Source organism: Chryseobacterium gleum, assembly GCF_900636535.1.
Taxonomy (GTDB): Bacteria; Bacteroidota; Bacteroidia; order Flavobacteriales; family Weeksellaceae; genus Chryseobacterium; species Chryseobacterium gleum.
In genome coordinates this window covers 610292-630606 of the sequence record NZ_LR134289.1, presented here as the reverse complement: position 1 = coordinate 630606, position 20315 = coordinate 610292, and the positions used below count along the sequence as shown (strand labels likewise).

Here is a 20315-nt window from a genome sequence, read left to right as displayed (position 1 = left end):
GTCCCCTTTAATACCTTAATAATTTTAAAATAATTTAATTTTTTTATATGAAACATTTATTTAAGTACTTTTTTATCTTAACGATCACCACTTTCTCCGTCGCCTGTAGCTCTGACAGGGATGATGAACCGGAAGCCAATTCTGATGTCACCGTTGTATTCTATAAAAATGCTGATGAACTGGCAGCAACTTATGATCCGAATAACAGTGTAAGCCAGCCTGTAAGAAATCAGGCTTACGATCTTTACAAACAGGGGAAATGGAGCGAACTGGAAGCACTTTTCAAAGCAAACAATTTAAATGGTGGATGGCCGCCTGCCAACGGCGGTTACAATATCGTTGATGATGTTCCGTTACAGGTTGGACAGAAATTTGACAGATACAGCGGAGCTGTGGGCAATTATACCGGCAATGGCGTTCCTACGTTAGGCGGAAGTTTTACCAGCCCGATCATCAACGGATATACCTATACTTTTACGCAAAGAGCCTTAAATCAGCCTGAAGACAAATATGATTTTTATTATGAAATTGATGTCCTGAATAATTCAATGCAGTTTAAAACCCAGACCGCAGATATTATTCCATGGTTTGGCCAGGCTGGAAAAGGAAAACAAACCATGTGGAAAATTCCGATTGATATCAATACCGGTTATCAGAAAACATGGAATAAGCTTGCAGAAGAAGGCTATATAAAAGTTACCATTAAGAGAAGTCCCAGCGGAAAATATAATAACTTAGCAGGCACAGTTATTCAGCCATAAATCAGCCCAAATGTATTCAATATCAGAAACAATAAGCATTACCGGAAAAGCTTCTGTTGAAAAAAGCTCTTTCATCAATGATGAAGCTCTGCCTTCAGCAATAACCACTTTCAGCTGCTGTGATTGCGGGAACAAAAATTCAGTTGTAATAGCTCCCTATGAATCCGGGTTTCCCATCCTTCAGCTTTACCATGAAGATAAAGTAGTATCCAAAGACGAACTGTTGAAAAATGGAATGGTCAACAGAACCTCTCAAAGAGTGCTTCATTTCGGAGAATTCACCGTTAATGATCTTCCGACTTTATACTTTGGTGCCGATTGTACTTCATGCCACTCAAAGTATATCTGTATATTCAGCTATGGAGAAAAGCAGCCGGGCCTGGAAATATTAACGATTTCCGGTATCTGGAAATACGAATAACTGAAATCATTTCTATTACTATTATAAAAGTCTACAGCTTTAAGTTGTAGACTTTTTCTTAATTTAGCAGACAAACTAATTTCAACCATGAAGCACTTCTACAAATGAGAAAAACAGCCCTATTTCTTTTTGCCCTATGCTTTGGATCAGTATTTTCACAAAAAACACTGTCTAAATATCCTGAAGGTCAGTTCCCTTATAAAGAAGGTCCTGTCCAAATGTCTGCAGACATGCAGAACTATTTTCTGAAAAGCGGCGCAAAACCTTGTGATAAAAACGAGATGTATTTTGTAACCTTAAAAATTGATAACACCGGTAAACCTTCTTTGGTAAAGAAAAAGAGTGATGATGCTATTATAGAAAAAAATAAATGTGCATTCGATCTCGCTATCAAGTCTATAGGAAGCCTGAAAAACTGGCATCCTGCGGAAGAAAACGGAGAAAAAGCCATTGCTTATTTTGATTTCCCTTTTTTTCCACAAGACTTTTTTGAAAATTATAAATCCGATTACGACCTTTCAAAACTATACCAATATCCTGACCTGCCTGGCGGATCGCATGAGTTGAGAAAAGAAATCCATAAAAAACTGGAAGGATATTTAGATCCTACATCCTATAGTGCGAACGGAAAATTTATTATTTCTTTCATCATAGATACGGACGGCAGTATTTCTACTGTAGATATCGAACCTAAAATAGATAATAGTGAACAGTTTTTTGAGGATATTAAATTTATTTTGAAAAAAATTAAAGTAAAATGGAATCCCGGAAAAATTAAAGGACAACCTATAAAATCAAAATTCAGAATGCCATTCAATTTTAAATCAAGAGATTTAGATTAAGATTCTCGAAAAGCAGTTCTTTTGTACTTTGCATTTTATCCCTGTATATTTCACATTTTACAAATCCTTTTCTATCTTTGTGGGAAATAAAAAATTCATGGATAAAATTGATAGTCTGAACCAAGTAGCAGAATTCCATACTACTTTCAAAGCCCCTATTTTAGATACCCCACAAATTCCTTCTCCGGAAAGATGCAATCTCAGAGTAGAACTTTTACAGGAAGAACTTAATGAGTTAAAACAGGCAATTGCTGATAACAATATTGTAGAAATTGCAGATGCACTTTGTGATTTACAGTATGTTTTAAGTGGTGCTGTGCTGGAATTCGGACTTGGCAACAAATTTGTAGAGCTATTCAACGAAGTTCAGCGTTCCAATATGTCGAAAGCATGTGATAATGAAGAGCAGGCAAAAGAAACAGTTGAATTTTACAAGGAAAAGGAAGTAGAATCTTTCTATGAAAAATCCGGAGAAAAATTTAATGTTTACAGACAGGCAGATCATAAAGTATTAAAAAACAAATACTACTCTCCTGCTGATTTAAAATCTATTATCGAAAAATAAAATATGAAAAAATTTATTACCAATATTGTTGCCGTTTCAAGCTTGTTTCTGGCTGCACAACAGCTCAGCGCTCAAAAAGTAGTGGTAAACCGCGAGGTTGAAACTCAGAATGACGGCAAAATGCTTTTGGGAAACCAACTGAAGGAGCAGTTTTTAAAAGCGCCTTATGCAGATTGGTATGTAAAGGAACATGATGAATATGCCCTTGACCAAAAAGCAGTCAGTGAATTAAAAAAAGAGAAAATCGGGTCTTATGATATCATTGTTTTCATGGGAACATGGTGTGAAGACAGCCACAGAGATTTTCCTAGGCTGATGAAGATATTGGAAGCCGTAAATTATCCGGAAAATAAACTGACTATCATTGCCGTAAACCGCAAAAAAGAATCTCCAACCGGGGATGAAAGCCTTTACAATCTTCAGAAAGTTCCTACCATTATTCTGAAAAGATATGGTAAAGAGGTTGGAAGAATTATAGAAATGCCTACCACCGGGTATATTGAAAGAGATTTAGTTCAAATTTTGAAAAAGAACGATTCGTCTGTTATCAAAGAAATTTTTAAATAGATTTTGAGAAATTATAGAACCATATTATCCTTTGTGGCCGGTGCCGGCGCTATGGTGCTTCTGTTTTTTGGACTGAAGTCCTGTCTGAACCTCGGAAATAAAACAGAACAGTCGGATTATTACATCCTGACCAATCAGATTTCCAAGATGAATAAAATGGTCGTATTGGAACAGAATACTTCCAGCATGCAGAAAACCAAAATGGGTTATGAAGTTTTTGGAAAAGAAATCTCCAGCAACAGTATTATTACCTATACCAAAACGAATGCACAGGTTTCCTATGATCTCAATAAAATGAAGATTGAGGTAGATTCCATCAATAAAAAACTGGTGATTACCGAGCTTCCTGATGCTGAGATAAGAATTACGCCAAGCGTTGAGATCCAATCTCTGGATGATTCTTTCATTAACAGGATTTCGGAAAAGGATATTAAAAATGTTACAGCAAAAGCTAAGGAAACAGCAGAAAAATCAATTGACCAGAATCAGCTGAGAAACGAAGGCCGAAAACAATTGATGGAAAACCTGAATAATATTTTTGTTTTGGCAAAAGCCCTGAATTATACCATAGAGGATAAAACCGGTAAAATTGGTATTTTGGGCCTTTAGGATAAAATTTTTCCGTTTGGCAAACCCTTTGAATAATAATTTACATGTTCTTGGAACTTAAAATGTAAAGTTATGGATACAAAAGGAAACACCAAAAAGAAAGAATCTGCCAATACAGCAGAGACCAAAAAGCAAAATCAGGATTTTCAGAATATTCCTGCAGCATCGAAAAAGACCAATCCACCTGATATTGATAAAGAAGATATCCGGAAATCATCAAAGAACAAATCAGGAAAAACGGATAATACAAAAGACAAAAAGTAATAAGACTTTTTATAATTGAAAAGTTCCGTCTCATACGAGGCGGAACTTTTCGTTCTAACTATCTAACTGAACTTTTGTTTTCTATACAATGGTGGATTTCCCGATCTTTACATTTTCAAAATTATAATATGATGTTTCGGAATATCTGATATGGTCTGAAATAAAGCTTCCCACTTCACTTGTTGAGTAATATTGTTTCGTATTAAGATCAATAGTGACGTATTTATTTTCAATAGCATGTTCTACTGATTGTCTCAATTTGTCGGCTGCGGCCTGTAAATTAAGATGATCCAGCATCATAGCCACACTTAAAATAGAAGCCACAGGATTGGCAATGCCTTTCCCTTTAGCCTGAGGATAAGACCCATGAATAGGCTCAAACAGAGCATTATTCTCTCCTACTGAAGCAGATGGTAACAACCCGATAGAACCACCGATCACACTTGCTTCATCTGAAATAATATCTCCAAACATATTTTCCGTTAAAATAACATCAAAATGCTTAGGATTAAGAATCAGCTGCATGGCGGCATTGTCTACAAACATATAATCAAGCTGTACATCAGGGTATTCAGGAGCAATTTCCTGGCAGGTTTTTCTCCACAATCTCGAAGTATCCAGAACATTCGCTTTATCAATAAGCGTAAGTTTCTTCTTTCTTTTCTGGGCTTCCTGAAATGCCATATGTGCAATCGGAATAATATCTTCACGGCTGTATTTGCAGACATCATAAGCGTAATTACCTTCCGGGTCTGTAAATTTTTCACCAAAATAAATTCCGCTTACCAGTTCCCTGAAAATCTGGATATCAGCTCCTTCAATAATTTCTCTCTTCAGCGGACTCTTATCAATCAATGACGGATAGGTCTTCAACGGACGGATATTGGCAAACAATCCCAGCTCTTTACGAAGTTTTAATAATCCCTGTTCAGGTCTTACTTTTGCTTCCGGATTATTATCAAACACCGGATCGCCGATAGCTCCGAAAAGTACAGCATCTGATTCTTTACATATCTTTAAGGTCTCTTCAGGCAGAGGATTACCTGTCTTAAAAATAGCTTCTGCGCCGATTAATCCGTAGTCAAAATGAAATTTACATTGAAAAACTTCAGCAATAGTATCTAATATTTTAATGCTCTCACCGATAATTTCCGGGCCGATCCCATCTCCGGGAAGAACCGCGATTTTAAAATAATTGTCGTTCATTTGTTTTTTGTGTTTTTAGTTCGAATTCTGTAATGGCTTTTTTTCTGCTGATTAAGAAATCAATATCATCATAACCGTTCAGCAGGCATATTTTTTTATAAGAGTCCAGTTCAAAGGTTTCTGTGACATCCTTGAAACTGACAGATTGTAATTCCACATCGATAGCAATTTCCTGATCAGGATTTTCATTGATTCCTTCTAAGATTTCTTTTAAAAATCCTTCGGAAACCTTTACAGGAAGAAGTCCGTTATTCAGGGCGTTTCCTTTGAAAATATCAGCAAAATAACTTGAAATGATAACTTTAAATCCATAATCTGTTAATGCCCACGCGGCATGCTCCCTGCTGCTTCCGCAACCAAAATTATTTCCGGCGACAAGAATTTCACCACTGAACTTAGGATTGTTTAAAACAAAATCAGGATTCGGTTCTCCTGTATGAATATTGAACCTCCAGTCTCTGAAAAGATTCTCTCCGAAACCCTTTCGGTCTATACTTTTAAGAAATCTTGCAGGAATAATCTGATCTGTATCTATATTTTCTGCCGGTAACGGAACCGCAGTGGATTTTATAATAATTAATTTTTGCATGTACTTTTAATGGATTTAGTTTACACTTTCAAAAGCTGAAATTTTACCTTCTATAGCTGCTTTTGCTGCGGTGAGCGGACTGGCAAGAATTGTTCTTGCGCCTTGTCCCTGTCTGCCTTCAAAGTTTCTGTTGGAAGTGGAAACACAGTATTCTCCTTCCGGAATCTTGTCATCATTCATTGCCAGACATGCGGAGCATCCCGGCTGACGGATCTGAAAACCTGCATCATTAAAGATTTTATCCAGTCCTTCCTCATAAATCTGTTTCACCACCTGCTGGGATCCCGGAACGATCAATGCTTTTACCGCTTCCGCTTTGCTTTTGCCTTTGATATATTGAGCTGCAGAACGGAAATCTTCTATCCTTGCATTGGTACAGCTACCTATAAAAACATAATTAACCTTGATACTGTTAACCGCTTGTCCGGCTTCCAGCCCCATATATTGTAATGCCTTCTCTTCAGATTCATTCTGCGGCGCAGGAATAACTTCACGGATTGAAATACCCATGCCCGGGTTGGTTCCATAAGTAATCATCGGATAAATATCTGATGCATCAAAGCTCAGTTCTTTATCAAATACTGCCCCTTCATCTGTTTTCAAAGTCTTCCAGTATTCTACTTTTTCTTCCCATTCTTCTCCTACCGGCGAGAATTTTCTTCCTTTTACGTATTCAAAGGTGGTTTCATCGGGAGCAATCATTCCTCCTCTGGCCCCCATTTCAATACTCATATTGCACACGGTCATTCTTCCTTCCATCGACATCTCTTCAAATACATTTCCTGCATATTCACAGAAATATCCGGTTCCTCCGTCTGTTCCTATTTTTGAAATGATATACAGAATCACATCTTTAGGCTGAACATTTTCGTTTAATTTGCCGTTGACTGTAATTCTCATTGATTTTGGCTTATTAAGCAACAGGCACTGACTTGCAAATACCTGTGCCACCTGGCTTGTTCCAATCCCAAAAGCGATTGTTCCAAATGCTCCGTGGGTAGAGGTATGACTGTCTCCGCAAACAATACTCATTCCCGGCTGGGTAATTCCCAGTTCCGGAGCGATAATATGTACGATTCCCTGATACTGATGCCCTAATCCGAAAAGTTCGATATTATTTTTCTTACAGTTTTCCGTAAGCTGTTCTACCTGATTTCTTGAAAGTTCATCTCTGATAGGCTGCTCCTGATGCAAAGTGGGTACATTATGATCCGCGGTGGCAACAATCTGTTCCGGTCTGAATATTTCCAGATTTCTGGATTCCAGTTCTGCAAAAGCCTGAGGACTGGTTACCTCATGAATGAGATGTTTGTCTATATAAATGATCTGAGGTCCGTCAGGAATGGTTTCTACCACGTGAGCGTCCCAAACTTTATCAAAAAGTGTCTTTTTACTGTTGTTCATTGTTTACTTTATCTTGATTTTAAATCAAACCTATCCTATTTTTCTGGCAAAAGAATGCATCATCATGTTCAGGTCCTCATTGTCTATTTCTTTTTTAAGGTCGGCGATCTTCAGAAATTCCTGGTACAGGTAATCAAGTTCATTCTTGGTAACTTCATACCCGATATGTTTAAAACGATATGCCAGTGCCGAGCGGCCGCTTCTGGCTGTAAGGATAATGGAAGAGGCATTCACTCCTACTTCTGCGGGATCAATGATTTCATAGGTTTCCCTGTTTTTGATCACACCATCCTGATGAATCCCTGAGCTGTGGGCAAAAGCATTGGCTCCTACAATAGCTTTGTTAGGCTGTACTGCCATTCCCATCAGATCGGATACCATGGCACTCATTTCATTCAGCATTCTTGAATTGACATTGGTATGCAGATTCAGGTCTTTATGCTGTTTTAAAATCATTACAACTTCTTCCAATGCTGTATTGCCGGCTCTTTCTCCCAATCCGTTGATGGTACATTCAATCTGGCGTGCTCCGTTAATTGCCCCTGCTATAGAATTGGCAGTAGCCAGTCCCAGATCATTATGACAATGGCAAGACAATACCGCTTTTTCAATTCCCTTTACATTTTCTTTCAGGTATTTTATTTCTGGCCGTATTCTTCCGGCAGACAATATCCTGTTGTATCAGGAATATTCAGCACTGTAGCTCCGGCTTTGATAACAGCCTCACAAACCCTTGCAAGATATTCATTATCCGTTCTTCCTGCATCTTCAGCATAGAATTCTACATCTTCCACATAGGTTTTGGCATATTTCACAGCTTCTGCCGCTCTTTCAATAATGTCTTCCCTTGTTGAGTTGAATTTGTATTTAATATGAGAATCCGAAGTTCCGATACCGGTATGAATTCTTGGTCTTTTCGCAAACTTCAATGCTTCTGCTGCCGTATCAATATCTTTTTTATTGGCTCTTGTCAATCCACATACCTTAGCATTTCTTACCAGTTTTGAAATTTCTGAAACCGATTCAAAATCTCCCGGACTGGAAATCGGAAACCCTGCTTCAATGATATCAATCCCCAGCTCATCAAGCTTTTCAGCAATAACCAGTTTCTGTTCCGTATTCAGTTTACATCCCGGAACCTGTTCCCCGTCTCTCAGTGTCGTATCAAAAATTTCAATTTTTTCGGAATTCATAAATGAAGTTTTTTACTTAATTTTGATTCAAAACTACAGCTTGCAATATTTTTTCATTTTCACATTTTTTGAAAATTACAATATTCAACAGTTGAAAAAACAATCTTATTCATCTATTAATCAGTAATTTAATTTATAAAAATTTACAATGGCAGAATTGCAGAAAGATTTTTTGTTTGTATTGGTAAAGTCATTGACTACTTCTGAAAAGCGTCAGTTTAAGCTGTATGTAAACCGTCTCGGAATTAATGTTGATGCTAAATTTCTTCTGCTCTTTTCTGAGATGGATAAAATGAAGGAATATGATGAAACAGTAATTATTGAGAAAAAAATTTCTACCAAACAACAGCTTTCCAACCTTAAAGCCCATCTTTACAAACAGATCCTGGTAAGCCTCCGTATGAACCCGAGTCATCAGAATTATAGAATTCAGCTTCGGGAACAGCTGGATTTTGCCAATATTCTGTATCAGAAAGGCCTTTATAAGCAGGCTTTAAAAATATTAGATAAGACTAAGCAGACTGCGCTGGAACTGGATGAAAAAAGTATTGCTTCCGAAATCATTGATCTCGAGAAAGTAATTGAATCACAATTCATTACACGAAGTATCGAAGGCCGCGCCGAAGAACTTATCAAACAGTCCCAGGAGATCAGTAAGCAAAACCGCTACACGACAAAACTTTCCAACCTTTCGTTGAAATTATACAGTGAAATGCTTACCCATGGTTATGTAAAAAATGATACAGACCGACAGGAAGTTATGGATATTTTCAATGCTGAAATTAAAAATATCAATCCTGAAAAACTGAATTTTACTGAAAAATTATGGTATTATAAAGCTCATGTGTGGAAGAACCAGCTATTACAGGATTATAAATACACTCTGAAATATGCTTACCAATGGGTAGACCTGTTTCATAAGAAACCCGAAATGATTTACAGCCATCCGGTTTGGTATATCAAGGGAAACACCTATCTGCTCAAGATCCTTTTTCTGTATGGAAATATTGACATTCTAGAGGAGCATTTTGAGAATTTCAATAAAATGGTACATGCGGAGAATTTTGTTCAGAATGAAAATCTTCAGTCCCTTATTTTCCTTACCCAGTACAATACCCTGATGAATATTCACTTTGTAAAAGGAGAATTTTTTACCGGTACCAAACTTATTCCTGAAGTGGAATTGAAAATGGAAAAACTCAGGGAAAGAATTGATGAGCACCATTTTATGATTCTTTACCTTAAAATGGCAGCTATGTTTTTTGGCAGTAAAATGTTTGAAAAATCAATTGAGTATTCTATGAGAGTCATAGAATCCAAAGGCAACGTACAGGAGGATCTGCTTTTCCATACAAGAATTTTGATCTTAATGGCAAAATATGAATCCGGGAATGATGAAGATTATGATGAATTTATTGCTTCTACTTTGAAGTTTGCTAAGAAAATGAAGAAGCCGGAAGAGTTCCATTTTGAAAGCATTCAGTTTTTTAAGAACCTTAATAATCAAATACCTGATCAGAGACAGAAAGCCTTTGAAAATTTTGATAAAAAACTGGAAGAATTTTCAAAAAATGAATATTACAGACGTTCATTATTTTATATCGACATCCATGGATGGATCAAGTCTAAAGTCCAGAATGTAGATGTGATTGAAATTATCAAGCAGAAAGTAAGGTATAAAAGAAAACATTAAACAACATCAATTAACAATCTGTTTTTAAACATATTAAAATATGTTATTTAATGTAAAATAAAACAGTAAAAAAACCCGTAGATTCAGCTTATTATCACAGATAAATATAAAATCTGTCTCAATTTCCAAATCTGCGGGATAATAAAATCATATTAACTGTATACTACTTATACATATTCTCAATAAAATTAAGGGCATTTCTATGGCTGATTTTTTCTGCCAGTTCAGATGAAAATCGTTCTTCAATTTCTTTATTAATTGCAGGATATCCCGAAGCATTGGAATGCTCAGGAAAGAAAAAAGGATGGCGGGATGTATCCGGATGATCCTTCCAATAAAAATAGTCTGCACCGTAAGCAATACTGTTTTCTCCGCCAAGATATAACCCGTATTGGATATGCTCGTAGATTCTATCCGGGTTTTCCGTATCTACATAATCCTTGATAAAATTCAGCCCGATCAGCCCTTTTCTTCTGATGACTTCCTTTGCAAGTTCATCAGGAAGATTCCTGTTGTTCTGATAAACAGATCTGTAGTTGGAATGGCTCGCCAGAACCGGAATTGAATAGTTTCTCTGATCAATATAAGTAAAAATATCATGAGCCAGCTGATCATTTGTATGGGCCAGATCAATAGCAATATTACGGCCAGCAATATAATCAATCAGAACTTTCCCATCTTCCTTCAGGCCGGCAGTGGCATTATTTCCTCCTCCAAAACGGTTTTCGAGGTGATGCGTTATACCAATGTAAAAGACTTTATCTACATTTTCAATCATGGCTTCCAGATTTTTGAATCCTGAATCAAGACTTTGATTTTCATCACAAAAAGCGGATGCATTTTCAATGGAAGCAATAATTCCTATCCGGTTTTCGTTACCTGACTCTTTATAATTGTCTTTATTAAAAAGAAAAAAGTTTTCATTTTTGGTAAGATCTGAAAATAAGCGACTCTGTTTCAACCCATAACTGGTGCTGTCTGCTCCTGTTCCTGCGTACATTGCCATCACCTGAACTTTTACATTTCCTTCCCGTAAATAAGGAAGTGAGCAACCCAGCTCTTTATCATCAAGCGTGGCACCTGATCTCAGCAGATAATAAAGCAAATCGCAGTGGAGATCAACATTGATTGTATTCATATTAAAATTGTAATTCGTTTATTATTAAAGTTTTAAATCAGAAAATAAATCTTAAAACTGAAATGATGAATGATCAAAAATCAGCGGATACTTTTCACTAAAAAACTGATTATAGGATTTAATGAGACAAAAGCTTTCTTCCTCTTTTTCATTTTAAATATTAATTCTCATTCTAATTGTAAGCTAATATAGTATTTTATCTAAAAAATGCGTATTTTTGCATCTTAAAATTTCTTAGTAAACAATGATAAAAATTACACTTCCAGACAATAGTGTCAAAGAATTCGAAGGAGCAGTTACTCCCCTAGATGTGGCAAAATCTATAAGCGAGGGATTGGCTAGAAATACCATTTCCGCAATTGTTAATGACAAACAAGTAGAAACGACCACACCTATAACCACGGATTCTACGGTACAGCTTTTGACCTGGAATGATGATCTTGGAAAGAAGGCTTTCTGGCACTCTTCTGCCCACCTTTTGGCGCAGGCAATCCTTGAGTTTTATCCTGATGCTAAGTTGACCATTGGTCCTGCGATAGAAAGCGGATTCTATTATGATGTAGATTTCGGGGATGAAAGCTTATCTGAAAAAGATTTTGAAAAGATCGAGAAAAAGATCTTAGAAAATGCAAAGAAAGGTTCTACCTTCTCTCTGTATCCGGTTTCTAAAGAAGAAGCTTTAAAGACTTATGCAGACAACCCGTACAAAGTGGAGCTGATCTCTAATCTTAATGATGGAGAAATCACTTTTGTAACACACGATAACTTTACAGATTTATGTCGTGGTGGTCACATTCCGAATACAGGAATCGTAAAAGCGGTTAAAATATTAAACGCAGCAGGAGCCTACTGGAGAGGAAATGAAAAGAATCCTCAGCTGACCAGAGTATATGGTATCTCCTTCCCTAAGCAGAAAGATCTTACTGAATATCTTGAAAGACTGGAAGAAGCTAAAAGAAGGGACCACAGAAAATTAGGGAAAGAACTTGGAATTTTTGCATTCTCTGAAAAAGTGGGTGCCGGTTTACCGCTTTGGTTGCCAAAAGGAACTGCTTTAAGAAGAAAACTGGAAAATTTCCTTTCTGATGCTCAGAAAAAAGGAGGTTATGAATTTGTAATGTCTCCTCACATCGGGGCAAAAGAATTATATGTAACTTCAGGACACTGGGATAAATATGGAGAAGACAGCTTCCAGCCGATTAAAACCCCGAATGAAGGAGAAGAATTTTTGCTGAAGCCAATGAACTGTCCTCACCACTGTGAAATTTACAAAACGTCACAATGGAGCTACAGAGATTTGCCAAAAAGATATGCAGAATTCGGTACGGTATACAGATATGAGCAAAGTGGAGAGCTTCACGGGTTAACAAGAGTTCGTGGATTTACTCAGGATGATGCTCACCTTTTCTGTACTCCTGACCAGCTTTCTGAAGAATTTGAGAAAGTAATTGACCTTACACTTTATGTTTTCAAGTCGTTAGGATTTGAAGATTTTGTAACTCAGGTTTCGTTAAGAGATCCTGAAAACAAACAAAAATATATCGGTTCTGATGAGAATTGGGAAAAAGCAGAAAGTGCAATCATCAATGCAGCAGAAAAGAAAGGCTTAAAAACAGTTATCGAGTACGGAGAAGCTGCATTCTATGGTCCTAAGCTTGACTTCATGGTTAAAGATGCTTTAGGAAGAAAATGGCAGTTAGGAACTATTCAGGTAGACTATAACCTTCCGGAAAGATTTGATCTTCATTATATCGGAAGTGATAACGAAAAGCACAGACCGGTAATGATCCACAGAGCACCTTTTGGTTCTATGGAGCGTTTTATCGCTATTCTGTTGGAGAATACAGCAGGTGATTTCCCGTTATGGCTAAGCCCTGATCAGTTTATTATTCTACCGATCAGTGAAAAATATGTAGATTATTCAAAAAAAGTTTCACAATTTTTGGAAAATCACGATATTAGCGGTCAGATTGATGACAGAAACGAGAAGACCGGTAAAAAAATCCGCGATGCAGAATTGAAGAAAATTCCTTTCATGCTGGTAGTAGGAGAAAATGAAGAAAAAGAAGGCACGATTTCTGTAAGAAGACGTGGTGAAGGAGATCTTGGAGTAATGAAGCTGGAGGATTTTGTAGCTTACTTTAAAAAGGAAGCTGCCATATAAAATTGAATTAAAAGATTAAAGAATTAAAATATTGAAAAATTACTAAGTGTAAATCAATCTTTTAATCATTATTTTTTTAATCTTTTAATTTAGAATAAAATAGTAATTAACCAATAAAATTATAATACAATAGCACAAAGATTTAACAACAGGGGCCCACAGAGACGTCCGGTACAAGAGGACGCTCACTTGATCAACGATAAAATTCGTGTGAGAGAGCTTCGTTTGGTGGGCGATAACGTAGAGCCGGGAATTTATCCAATTGACAAAGCAAGACAGATTGCTGCGGAACAGGAATTGGATTTAGTAGTCATTTCTGACAAGGCAGAACCATTTATTGCAAGAGTATTGGAATATAAGAAATTCTTATACGAGCAAAAGAAAAAACAGAAGGAACTTAAAGCTAAGCAGGTAAAAGTGGTAGTAAAAGAGATCCGTTTCGGACCTCAGACGGATGACCATGATTACGAATTCAAAAAGAAGCATGCTGAAAAATTCCTTGAAGAAGGTTCTAAATTAAAAACCTACGTATTTTTTAAAGGACGTTCGATTATCTTTAAGGATCAGGGAGAAATCCTGCTTTTAAAGCTTGCCCAGGAACTGGAGCATGTGGGAAAAGTAGACCAGCTGCCTAAACTTGAAGGAAAAAGAATGATTATGATGATGAGTCCTAAAAAACCGGCAAAATAATTAAGTCATTATTTTACATACAAACCTCAAAGCAATTTGAGGTTTTTTTATTGCTTTTAAAGAAAAAGACCGTTGATCAGGACTACTCTGCTGCCTGAGTCAACGGTCAATCATTTAAAAGATATTTAACCTTCAAAATCACCGCAATCATGCTCTTTGAAAAGCGGTAAAGCTTTTTTAGTAGTGAAATATTTAGAAACTCTTTTGTTTTTTAATTCCAGCTTCTGCCCTTCTATAACCAGCTCGTAGACCGGAGCCTTATCAATTCGGGTTAAAATATATGTTCTTTCAGGTGTTGTAAAGACCGCTTTATTTTCTTCTCCGTCAGAGAACGAGAAATCGTGAATTTCAAAAATGTCCTTTTCATCACAGACATTTGTCCATTTTATTGCCTTTTTTGTAATAGACAAACTTGCCAGGTCACACGAATAACAGTTTCCGGAAAACTCTACGCCATATTTTTCATACACATGAGTGCTCTTGATATTCAAAACATCAATAGGAACCAATGATGAAAAATCAGTTGGAATATCGGATTCTTGTCTATCTTTTTTTACCTGAGCAGGAGGAGAAACCTGTTTTACGTTTGCGTTTTCAGAATCAGCATTGTTCATTTTTTTATCTGTAGCAGGAGAACATGCAGCTAAGATTATGATTGCAATTGACAGGCTGGTTATTATGTTTTTCATCTTTAAAAATAATTTACAATATCTGGTTTATCTTTTTTGTAAAATTCTCCAAAATCCTTTGTTCAACACATCCCTGTTTTCAGCCATTTATCCCTTATTACAAGCCGTTTTGCTAAATGCAGTTCGAACAGAGATGCATTCACTACAAAGAATGTTATCATTTATTAATTGATTTCCCACAGATTTACAAATTACGCAGATTATGATGTTTATTAGATACTGCCGTTTATTTTCCGGATATAAGATTAAAAATTGATATTATGGAAAGATAAAAATCAGGAAACGGCAATTCAAAAACCCCTGAAACCAGCCAGTGTGTATGGATATAAAGTCTAATATCTTTGCAGCAATTATTTAAAGAGATACAATGAAAAAATTAAGTTTGACCATCCTTTTTTGTTTGTTAAGTTTTATGGCTTTTGCACAATCATTAAAAGTCGTTATCAAACAGGATGGAAAAGTTATTGAGCCGGTAAATGATGTTTATGAACTGAAAAAATCTCCTTTCCTTTTTGAAATTACATCAACCAATCTGGAAGGATTCTTAGTAGGAGCCACTACGAATAAGGATATTTATGCAGGAGCTCTTGGCGTTTTAAATACTGAAGTTGAATGGTTTCAGAATACAGGAATGGCAGAGGAATTATATAACAAGGACAAAGAAATGTTCTTGATGGATTCTGCCCCTTCGTATTGGTACTATACAGATGCGAAAGATCACAGGTTTGACAAAAACCCTAAAGGCAATGCCAAGCAATGGACTGCTACACGTACTATTACAAGGTTTTATGATATTATGGTAGATCAGCCCATCAATTTGAAAGATTTTAACGGCAGCGTTTTCATACTGATGTATCAGCCTGTATATAATGACGAGTATGATTTAACAGACAAGAAAAACCTGTTTCAGGCTGCGTTGAAATTCAGAGATTAGTCAATACACACCAAAATTATTTGATTATATAAGAAAAAGGCTGCTTTCATTATGAAAACAGCCTTTTTTGCGATATATATTTTATTCAATAATCAACCCATATTCTATAGCTAATCTGATGGCTGAACTGAGATTGGATGTCTGAAACTTTTCAATAAGATTTTTCCTGTGGCTTTCTACGGTGTGGGGACTTATAAATAATTTCTCCGCCATTTGATTCGTAGTAAGTCCTTTGGCGGCTTCCGCCAGGATTTCCTTCTCTCTGCGGGTCAGTTTCGGAACCTGGTTTAACCCGTCAGCTGATTTTTTCTTCAGAACTGATTGCGTTTGTGAACATAAAAACTGTTCCCCTTCATATACCGCAGTAATGCCTTCCAAAATCTCGGAAACAGATGCATTCTTTTGAATATATCCCAAAGCACCTTCAGCTAAAGTACTGTTGATTACAGGCAGTTCATTGTGAACGCTGAGGATGATAATCCGGAGGTTGCTGTATTTTTTCTTTAGAGGTTTAATAAGTTCAATGCTGTTGGTATCGGCAAGATTGATGTCCAGCAATAAAATATCAACAGCCTGTTTTGCAAGGCCTTCATTCATTTCCGAAACATTTTTGAAGCAATCTACCACGTCTATTGTGCTGCTGTTTCCTAAAATATTCTTCAATCCTTCCAAAAGAAGTGGATGGTCGTCTGTTATGGCTACTTTTATCATGTTTAATGAATAGGGATTTGAATTTCTATACTGGTACCAATATTCAATTCGGAAGTGATATTCATCGTTCCTTTTAAAAACTGGACTCTTAATTCTATATTGTGAAAACCGGCTGTTTTCCTCACGTCCAGAGCTGCGAGGTCAAAGCCTTTACCATTGTCCTCTACGGTAACGTTCAGCTGGTTTTGTTCTTCACTTATCTGAATAATAATTTCCGAAGTCTCGGCATGTTTTATAGCATTGTTTACCAGTTCCTGAATGATCCTGTAAACGATCAGCTGCTTTTCCTGGGACAATGAATTACTGTAATTGATAAATTCGGTATGGATATCCAGTGCATTGTTGGATATGCGGGAAGCAAACTCTTCAATAGCAACCTCCAAACCATATTTCATTAATAAATCAGGCATTAAATTATGTGCAACCCGTCTTAACTCTTCTACTGCACCATCAATCTGTTCAAGGGATTTCGAAATTCCTTCCTGTAAATTTTCGGACTGATGAGGATTTAAATAAGACAGCTGATGTTTGGTCCCGGAAAGCAATCCGCCCAATCCGTCATGGAGATCACGGGCCAGCCTGCCACGCTCCTGTTCCTGCCCCTGAAGCAATGCCGTAAGTGTTGAAATTTTCGAATTTTGTTTTTCTTGCTCCATCGCCAAGGCATGTAATTCATCTCTTCGCTTAATGGACCTGGCACGTTGCTTATAGGCATAAAGCAGTAAGAATATCAGAATAATGAAGAAGATAATAAAAAAGACATAATAGGTATTGATCTTTTCTTTAAAAGCGAGGAGCTTTTTATAACTGTTGATATCATTATTCTTCTGCTGAGTCTCTAACTTTGCCAGGCGAAGCTGTTGTTCTTTTTTCTCGGATTCAAGTTCTGAAAATTTTAGCCGTTCCCTCTGGTTTTCTTCCACCAGCTTTAAGTTGTTGTATACCTGTTCACGCTGTGCCCGGACTATATTAATCAACTTGATTTCCTGCGCTTTTTTATCACTTTCCAGCTGCAGCTTGATGTACTTCTGCTCTTGCCGTTCTTTATCAAACTGAGATTCCAGTCTTTTGGTAATATCCAGTTTTTCCTGATCGTAAACACTTTTGTATTGATCAACATAACTTTTGTAATAAGTCAGGGCTTCTTTGTAGTTCCCCTGTTGTTCACTGATTCTGGATAAAGATTCAAGAATAGCCAGTTCAATCCTCTGATCTCTGACCGGACTTTTTCCGATTTCCATAGAGGCTTTCAGAAAGTAAGACTTCGCCAAATCATAATTTTTATCCTGTATAGCAAGTTCAGCCAGGATTCCGAATGAGGAAGCAATATGAATGGCATCACCGGTTTCCAGACTCACACGATTGGCCAGCTGAGCATACTGCATTGCCTTATTGCTGTCAAAACCGGTATATAAATTGGCTAAATTAATTGCAGCATATGACAGATTGCTCCTGTTGAGCATTCTTTCTTTATTTTTGTTAAATGTTGTAATGGCCTGCAGGTAATACTGTTCCGTTTTATTTCTAAACTCAGTATTGGATGGAAATTGGGTATATTTTTGTTCATATACATAGCCCATCCGCATATAAGCATCGAAAATAAGATTAGGATCATTTTGTTTGGATGCAAGGAGCAAAAATTGTTTGCTGTATTTCTCCTCCAGCTGGTATTCATTGAGGTTGGCATAAATAGCTGACAGCTCTTTAGCTGCATTGCCAAATCTTGCATATAATGTAGAGGTCGTTGGTGAGTTTTCGTAATACTCAATAGCTTTTAAATAGGCAGCGACAGCATCTGTTGTTTTATTATTACGTTCCAGAATCCAGCCTTTTGCGTAATAGTAATAGCCTTTAGTCTCGGTGCTACTCGTTTTTAAACTATATATCCTTGCCATATCGAGGCTTTTCGTAGACTCCGCTGCTTTATTATCCAGCCGGTAATTCATGGCCTGCACAGCGTATAAAATTGTGGCATATTTTCCATCAGGCTGCTTTCTGGCGATGGAAATATTGGTCTCTAAAATCTGATAAGATTTGGATTTAAGATCATGAAAGAATAAGGCACTTGCATATTTGGGAGCAAGATTGAGCTGCTCTGCGGTATTATTTGACGCATGGTTGTATTCCTTTTCTAATTTGCTTAAAATGTCCTGCGCATGTACAAAAAACGGACTGACAAGTAAAGTGAATATAAATAATAGCCTGCGTATCAAATCTTTATCTTTATGAAGTTGTAATGTAGTAAAGACTGTAAATATAAGTAAATACCTGCTAATCGATCTTAGTCTGTTTTCCTGAACCGAAAAGCAAAAGCAACAATTACTTTTACAGCTTCTTTTTCTCCCAATTTACCTGGCTGTTGTTTTTACCCATACTTTTTAGTTGTGTTCGTTCGAAATAAGAATTATTCATTGAATCGGGTATGAAAAAGAAAGCTATAAAAGTTATACATTCATATTTATCTAAGAGAATGGCTATCAGGAATGATTATACGATCATGATTTTTTAACCGTTTTGTCTTTGACAATTTTTTGCGTCAAAGGTAATGATAGGAGCCGTACAAAAATATCCCTGATAACAGTGGTTTTTGTGTATCCTTTTTTACCTCTACTCCCATGAGTTCTTTAAGGCATATAAGTTCCACCTTGTTCAAATAGCATCATATAGCAAAAAGAAACAGCCAGTACGACTCCGGTAAGTCCGGAAATAACAAATAAAAGAAGATAGTACGAAGTCTTTTTATTTTTCTTCTGTAAAGAATTAATAATAAAACCAATAAGTGTACATATTAATCCTGCTCCGAAAAAAATGATTAGCACAGCAAGGAACAATGCTCTTTCAAGGTGTAAATCTGCAGATGAAAGCATAGGTATATTAAATTTATGGGTTAAAATGAAAGTTCCGAAACTTAGTTATTCAATATTAGAGAGAATTACAGGATATGACAATCCCGATTATCAGGTATATTTGATAGTACAGAAGGTTTCAAACCGAAAGGTGCATTGCTCTTATTGATGTACATTAAAATTTCCTTTCATAGATGAGTTTTTTTTCGTAATTTTGCAAACTATTATTCCTGATGTCTTTAGGAAACCATAAACAGATATTGATAACAAAAACAATAAAAAAGCAAAACAATGCCAAAATTAAAAACGAAATCAGGTGCTAAAAAGCGTTTTGCTCTTACCGGTTCTGGTAAGATCAAAAGAAAAAATGCTTACAAAAGCCACATCTTAACTAAGAAAGAAACTAAGCAGAAGAGAAATCTTACTACTACTTCTTACGTAGCTAAAGTGGACGAAAAAAGCGTTCAACGTCAATTAGCAATTAAGTAGTTTTTATAAATCTATATTCGGTTTATAAGAATTCAAAACAAATTCAACAATTTAACCCTGGAACGGTGCCAATAAAGAGTAACAGCTGTTACCGCCCTTTTCAAAAAAACAATTTAAATTATGCCAAGATCAGTAAATGCCGTAGCTTCAAGAGCTCGCAGAAAGAAAATTTTTAAGCACGCTAAAGGTTATTTCGGAAGAAGAAAGAACGTTTGGACTGTAGCTAAAAACGCGGTAGAAAAAGCAATGCAATATGCTTACCGTGGTAGAAAAGAGAAAAAGAGAAATTTCAGAGCACTTTGGATCACTCGTATCAACGCGGGAACTAGAGAGCACGGAATGTCTTACTCTCAATTTATGGGAGCTCTTAAAAAGAACAACATCGAACTTAACAGAAAAGTTTTAGCAGATTTAGCAATGAATCACCCTGAAGCTTTCAAAGCTGTTGTAGATCAAGTAAAATAATGTAGAATAGATTTTGTTATCAATATAAGTCCCGGGATTTCCCGGGATTTTTTTTGTGGTATCCTTTTTTTTGCT

At 36.4% G+C, this 20315-nt stretch carries 21 protein-coding genes and 1 pseudogene; 13 read left to right on the top strand and 9 right to left on the bottom strand.

Translation table 11 applies throughout. The annotated features are described in order from the left end of the window. The first annotated feature begins 47 nt into the window (after positions 1-47). The 7 genes from EL165_RS02860 to EL165_RS02830 all read left to right on the top strand — a co-directional run bounded on the left by EL165_RS02860 (position 48) and on the right by EL165_RS02830 (position 4029). Positions 48-761 (top strand): glycohydrolase toxin TNT-related protein, encoded by a 714-nt coding sequence (locus EL165_RS02860; protein ID WP_002979638.1) that lies wholly within the window; start codon positions 48-50, stop codon positions 759-761. 10 nt (positions 762-771) lie between these two features. Then, positions 772-1182, top strand: a complete 411-nt coding sequence (locus tag EL165_RS02855; protein WP_002979639.1) for a hypothetical protein — start codon at positions 772-774, stop codon at positions 1180-1182. A gap of 104 nt (positions 1183-1286) precedes the next feature. Then, the gene (locus EL165_RS02850; protein WP_002979640.1) at positions 1287-2024 is read left to right on the top strand and encodes an energy transducer TonB; all 738 of its coding nucleotides are present in this window, start codon (positions 1287-1289) and stop codon (positions 2022-2024) included. A gap of 97 nt (positions 2025-2121) precedes the next feature. After that, positions 2122-2589, top strand: coding sequence for a pyrophosphohydrolase domain-containing protein (locus EL165_RS02845; protein WP_034694493.1), 468 nt, complete (start codon positions 2122-2124; stop codon positions 2587-2589). A gap of 3 nt (positions 2590-2592) precedes the next feature. Beyond that, the gene (locus EL165_RS02840; protein WP_002979642.1) at positions 2593-3156 is read left to right on the top strand and encodes a TlpA family protein disulfide reductase; all 564 of its coding nucleotides are present in this window, start codon (positions 2593-2595) and stop codon (positions 3154-3156) included. Between the two features lie 3 nt (positions 3157-3159). Next, positions 3160-3765, top strand: coding sequence for a DUF4230 domain-containing protein (locus EL165_RS02835; protein WP_041461495.1), 606 nt, complete (start codon positions 3160-3162; stop codon positions 3763-3765). A 72-nt stretch (positions 3766-3837) separates the two neighbouring features. Further along, positions 3838-4029 carry a hypothetical protein gene (locus EL165_RS02830; protein WP_002979644.1) on the top strand — a complete coding sequence of 64 codons (192 nt, stop codon included), beginning with the start codon at positions 3838-3840 and terminating at the stop codon, positions 4027-4029. 81 nt (positions 4030-4110) lie between these two features. Here EL165_RS02830 and leuB read toward each other — a convergent pair whose 3' ends face one another. From leuB to EL165_RS02810, 4 genes and pseudogenes are all read right to left on the bottom strand, one after another. Beyond that, complete coding sequence (gene leuB / locus EL165_RS02825) at positions 4111-5235, bottom strand: 3-isopropylmalate dehydrogenase (RefSeq protein ID WP_002979645.1); 1125 nt, start codon at positions 5233-5235, stop codon at positions 4111-4113. Then, a complete protein-coding gene (leuD, locus tag EL165_RS02820; protein WP_002979646.1) occupies positions 5216-5824 on the bottom strand; it encodes a 3-isopropylmalate dehydratase small subunit in 609 nt (202 codons plus the stop codon). Before leuD ends, leuB begins: the two co-directional genes overlap by 20 nt. 15 nt (positions 5825-5839) lie before the next feature. Further along, positions 5840-7228 (bottom strand): 3-isopropylmalate dehydratase large subunit, encoded by a 1389-nt coding sequence (gene leuC, locus EL165_RS02815; protein WP_002979647.1) that lies wholly within the window; start codon positions 7226-7228, stop codon positions 5840-5842. A gap of 30 nt (positions 7229-7258) precedes the next feature. Then, a pseudogene (locus EL165_RS02810) lies at positions 7259-8421 on the bottom strand (2-isopropylmalate synthase). A 148-nt stretch (positions 8422-8569) separates the two neighbouring features. On the opposite strand from EL165_RS02810, the gene EL165_RS02805 reads away from it, so the two are divergent. Then, entirely contained in the window at positions 8570-10114 is a 1545-nt protein-coding gene (locus tag EL165_RS02805; RefSeq protein WP_002979649.1) for a hypothetical protein, read from the top strand. A 163-nt stretch (positions 10115-10277) separates the two neighbouring features. Here the strand turns inward: EL165_RS02805 and EL165_RS02800 are convergent, their stop codons facing one another. Further along, on the bottom strand, positions 10278-11252 hold the full coding sequence (locus tag EL165_RS02800; RefSeq protein ID WP_002979650.1) for a dipeptidase: 975 nt from the start codon (positions 11250-11252) through the stop codon (positions 10278-10280). 244 nt (positions 11253-11496) lie between these two features. Between EL165_RS02800 and thrS the strand changes: the two genes are divergently transcribed. Continuing rightward, positions 11497-13416 (top strand): threonine--tRNA ligase, encoded by a 1920-nt coding sequence (gene thrS, locus EL165_RS02795; RefSeq protein WP_002979651.1) that lies wholly within the window; start codon positions 11497-11499, stop codon positions 13414-13416. 189 nt (positions 13417-13605) lie between these two features. Beyond that, positions 13606-14106 carry a translation initiation factor IF-3 gene (gene infC, locus EL165_RS02790; protein ID WP_027372223.1) on the top strand — a complete coding sequence of 167 codons (501 nt, stop codon included), beginning with the start codon at positions 13606-13608 and terminating at the stop codon, positions 14104-14106. A gap of 125 nt (positions 14107-14231) precedes the next feature. On the opposite strand, the gene EL165_RS02785 is transcribed toward infC, so the two are convergent. Beyond that, a complete protein-coding gene (locus EL165_RS02785; protein ID WP_002979653.1) occupies positions 14232-14795 on the bottom strand; it encodes a hypothetical protein in 564 nt (187 codons plus the stop codon). Positions 14796-15162: 367 nt separating this feature from the next. Between EL165_RS02785 and EL165_RS02780 the strand changes: the two genes are divergently transcribed. Next, positions 15163-15729, top strand: a complete 567-nt coding sequence (locus tag EL165_RS02780; protein ID WP_041461496.1) for a hypothetical protein — start codon at positions 15163-15165, stop codon at positions 15727-15729. Positions 15730-15810: 81 nt separating this feature from the next. Here the strand turns inward: EL165_RS02780 and EL165_RS02775 are convergent, their stop codons facing one another. The 3 genes from EL165_RS02775 to EL165_RS02765 form a co-directional block, all read right to left on the bottom strand. Beyond that, positions 15811-16440, bottom strand: a complete 630-nt coding sequence (locus EL165_RS02775; RefSeq protein WP_002979655.1) for a response regulator — start codon at positions 16438-16440, stop codon at positions 15811-15813. Between the two features lie 2 nt (positions 16441-16442). Next, positions 16443-18653: a tetratricopeptide repeat-containing sensor histidine kinase gene (locus tag EL165_RS02770; RefSeq protein WP_002979656.1), complete on the bottom strand. Its 2211-nt coding sequence runs from the start codon at positions 18651-18653 to the stop codon at positions 16443-16445. A 411-nt stretch (positions 18654-19064) separates the two neighbouring features. Then, entirely contained in the window at positions 19065-19307 is a 243-nt protein-coding gene (locus EL165_RS02765) for a hypothetical protein (protein ID WP_002979657.1), read from the bottom strand. 270 nt (positions 19308-19577) lie between these two features. Here EL165_RS02765 and rpmI point away from each other — a divergent pair, with 270 nt between their 5' ends. Beyond that, positions 19578-19775, top strand: coding sequence for a 50S ribosomal protein L35 (rpmI, locus tag EL165_RS02760; protein ID WP_002979658.1), 198 nt, complete (start codon positions 19578-19580; stop codon positions 19773-19775). Positions 19776-19895: 120 nt separating this feature from the next. Beyond that, positions 19896-20240, top strand: coding sequence for a 50S ribosomal protein L20 (gene rplT, locus EL165_RS02755; RefSeq protein WP_002979659.1), 345 nt, complete (start codon positions 19896-19898; stop codon positions 20238-20240). The last annotated feature ends 75 nt before the right edge of the window (positions 20241-20315 follow it).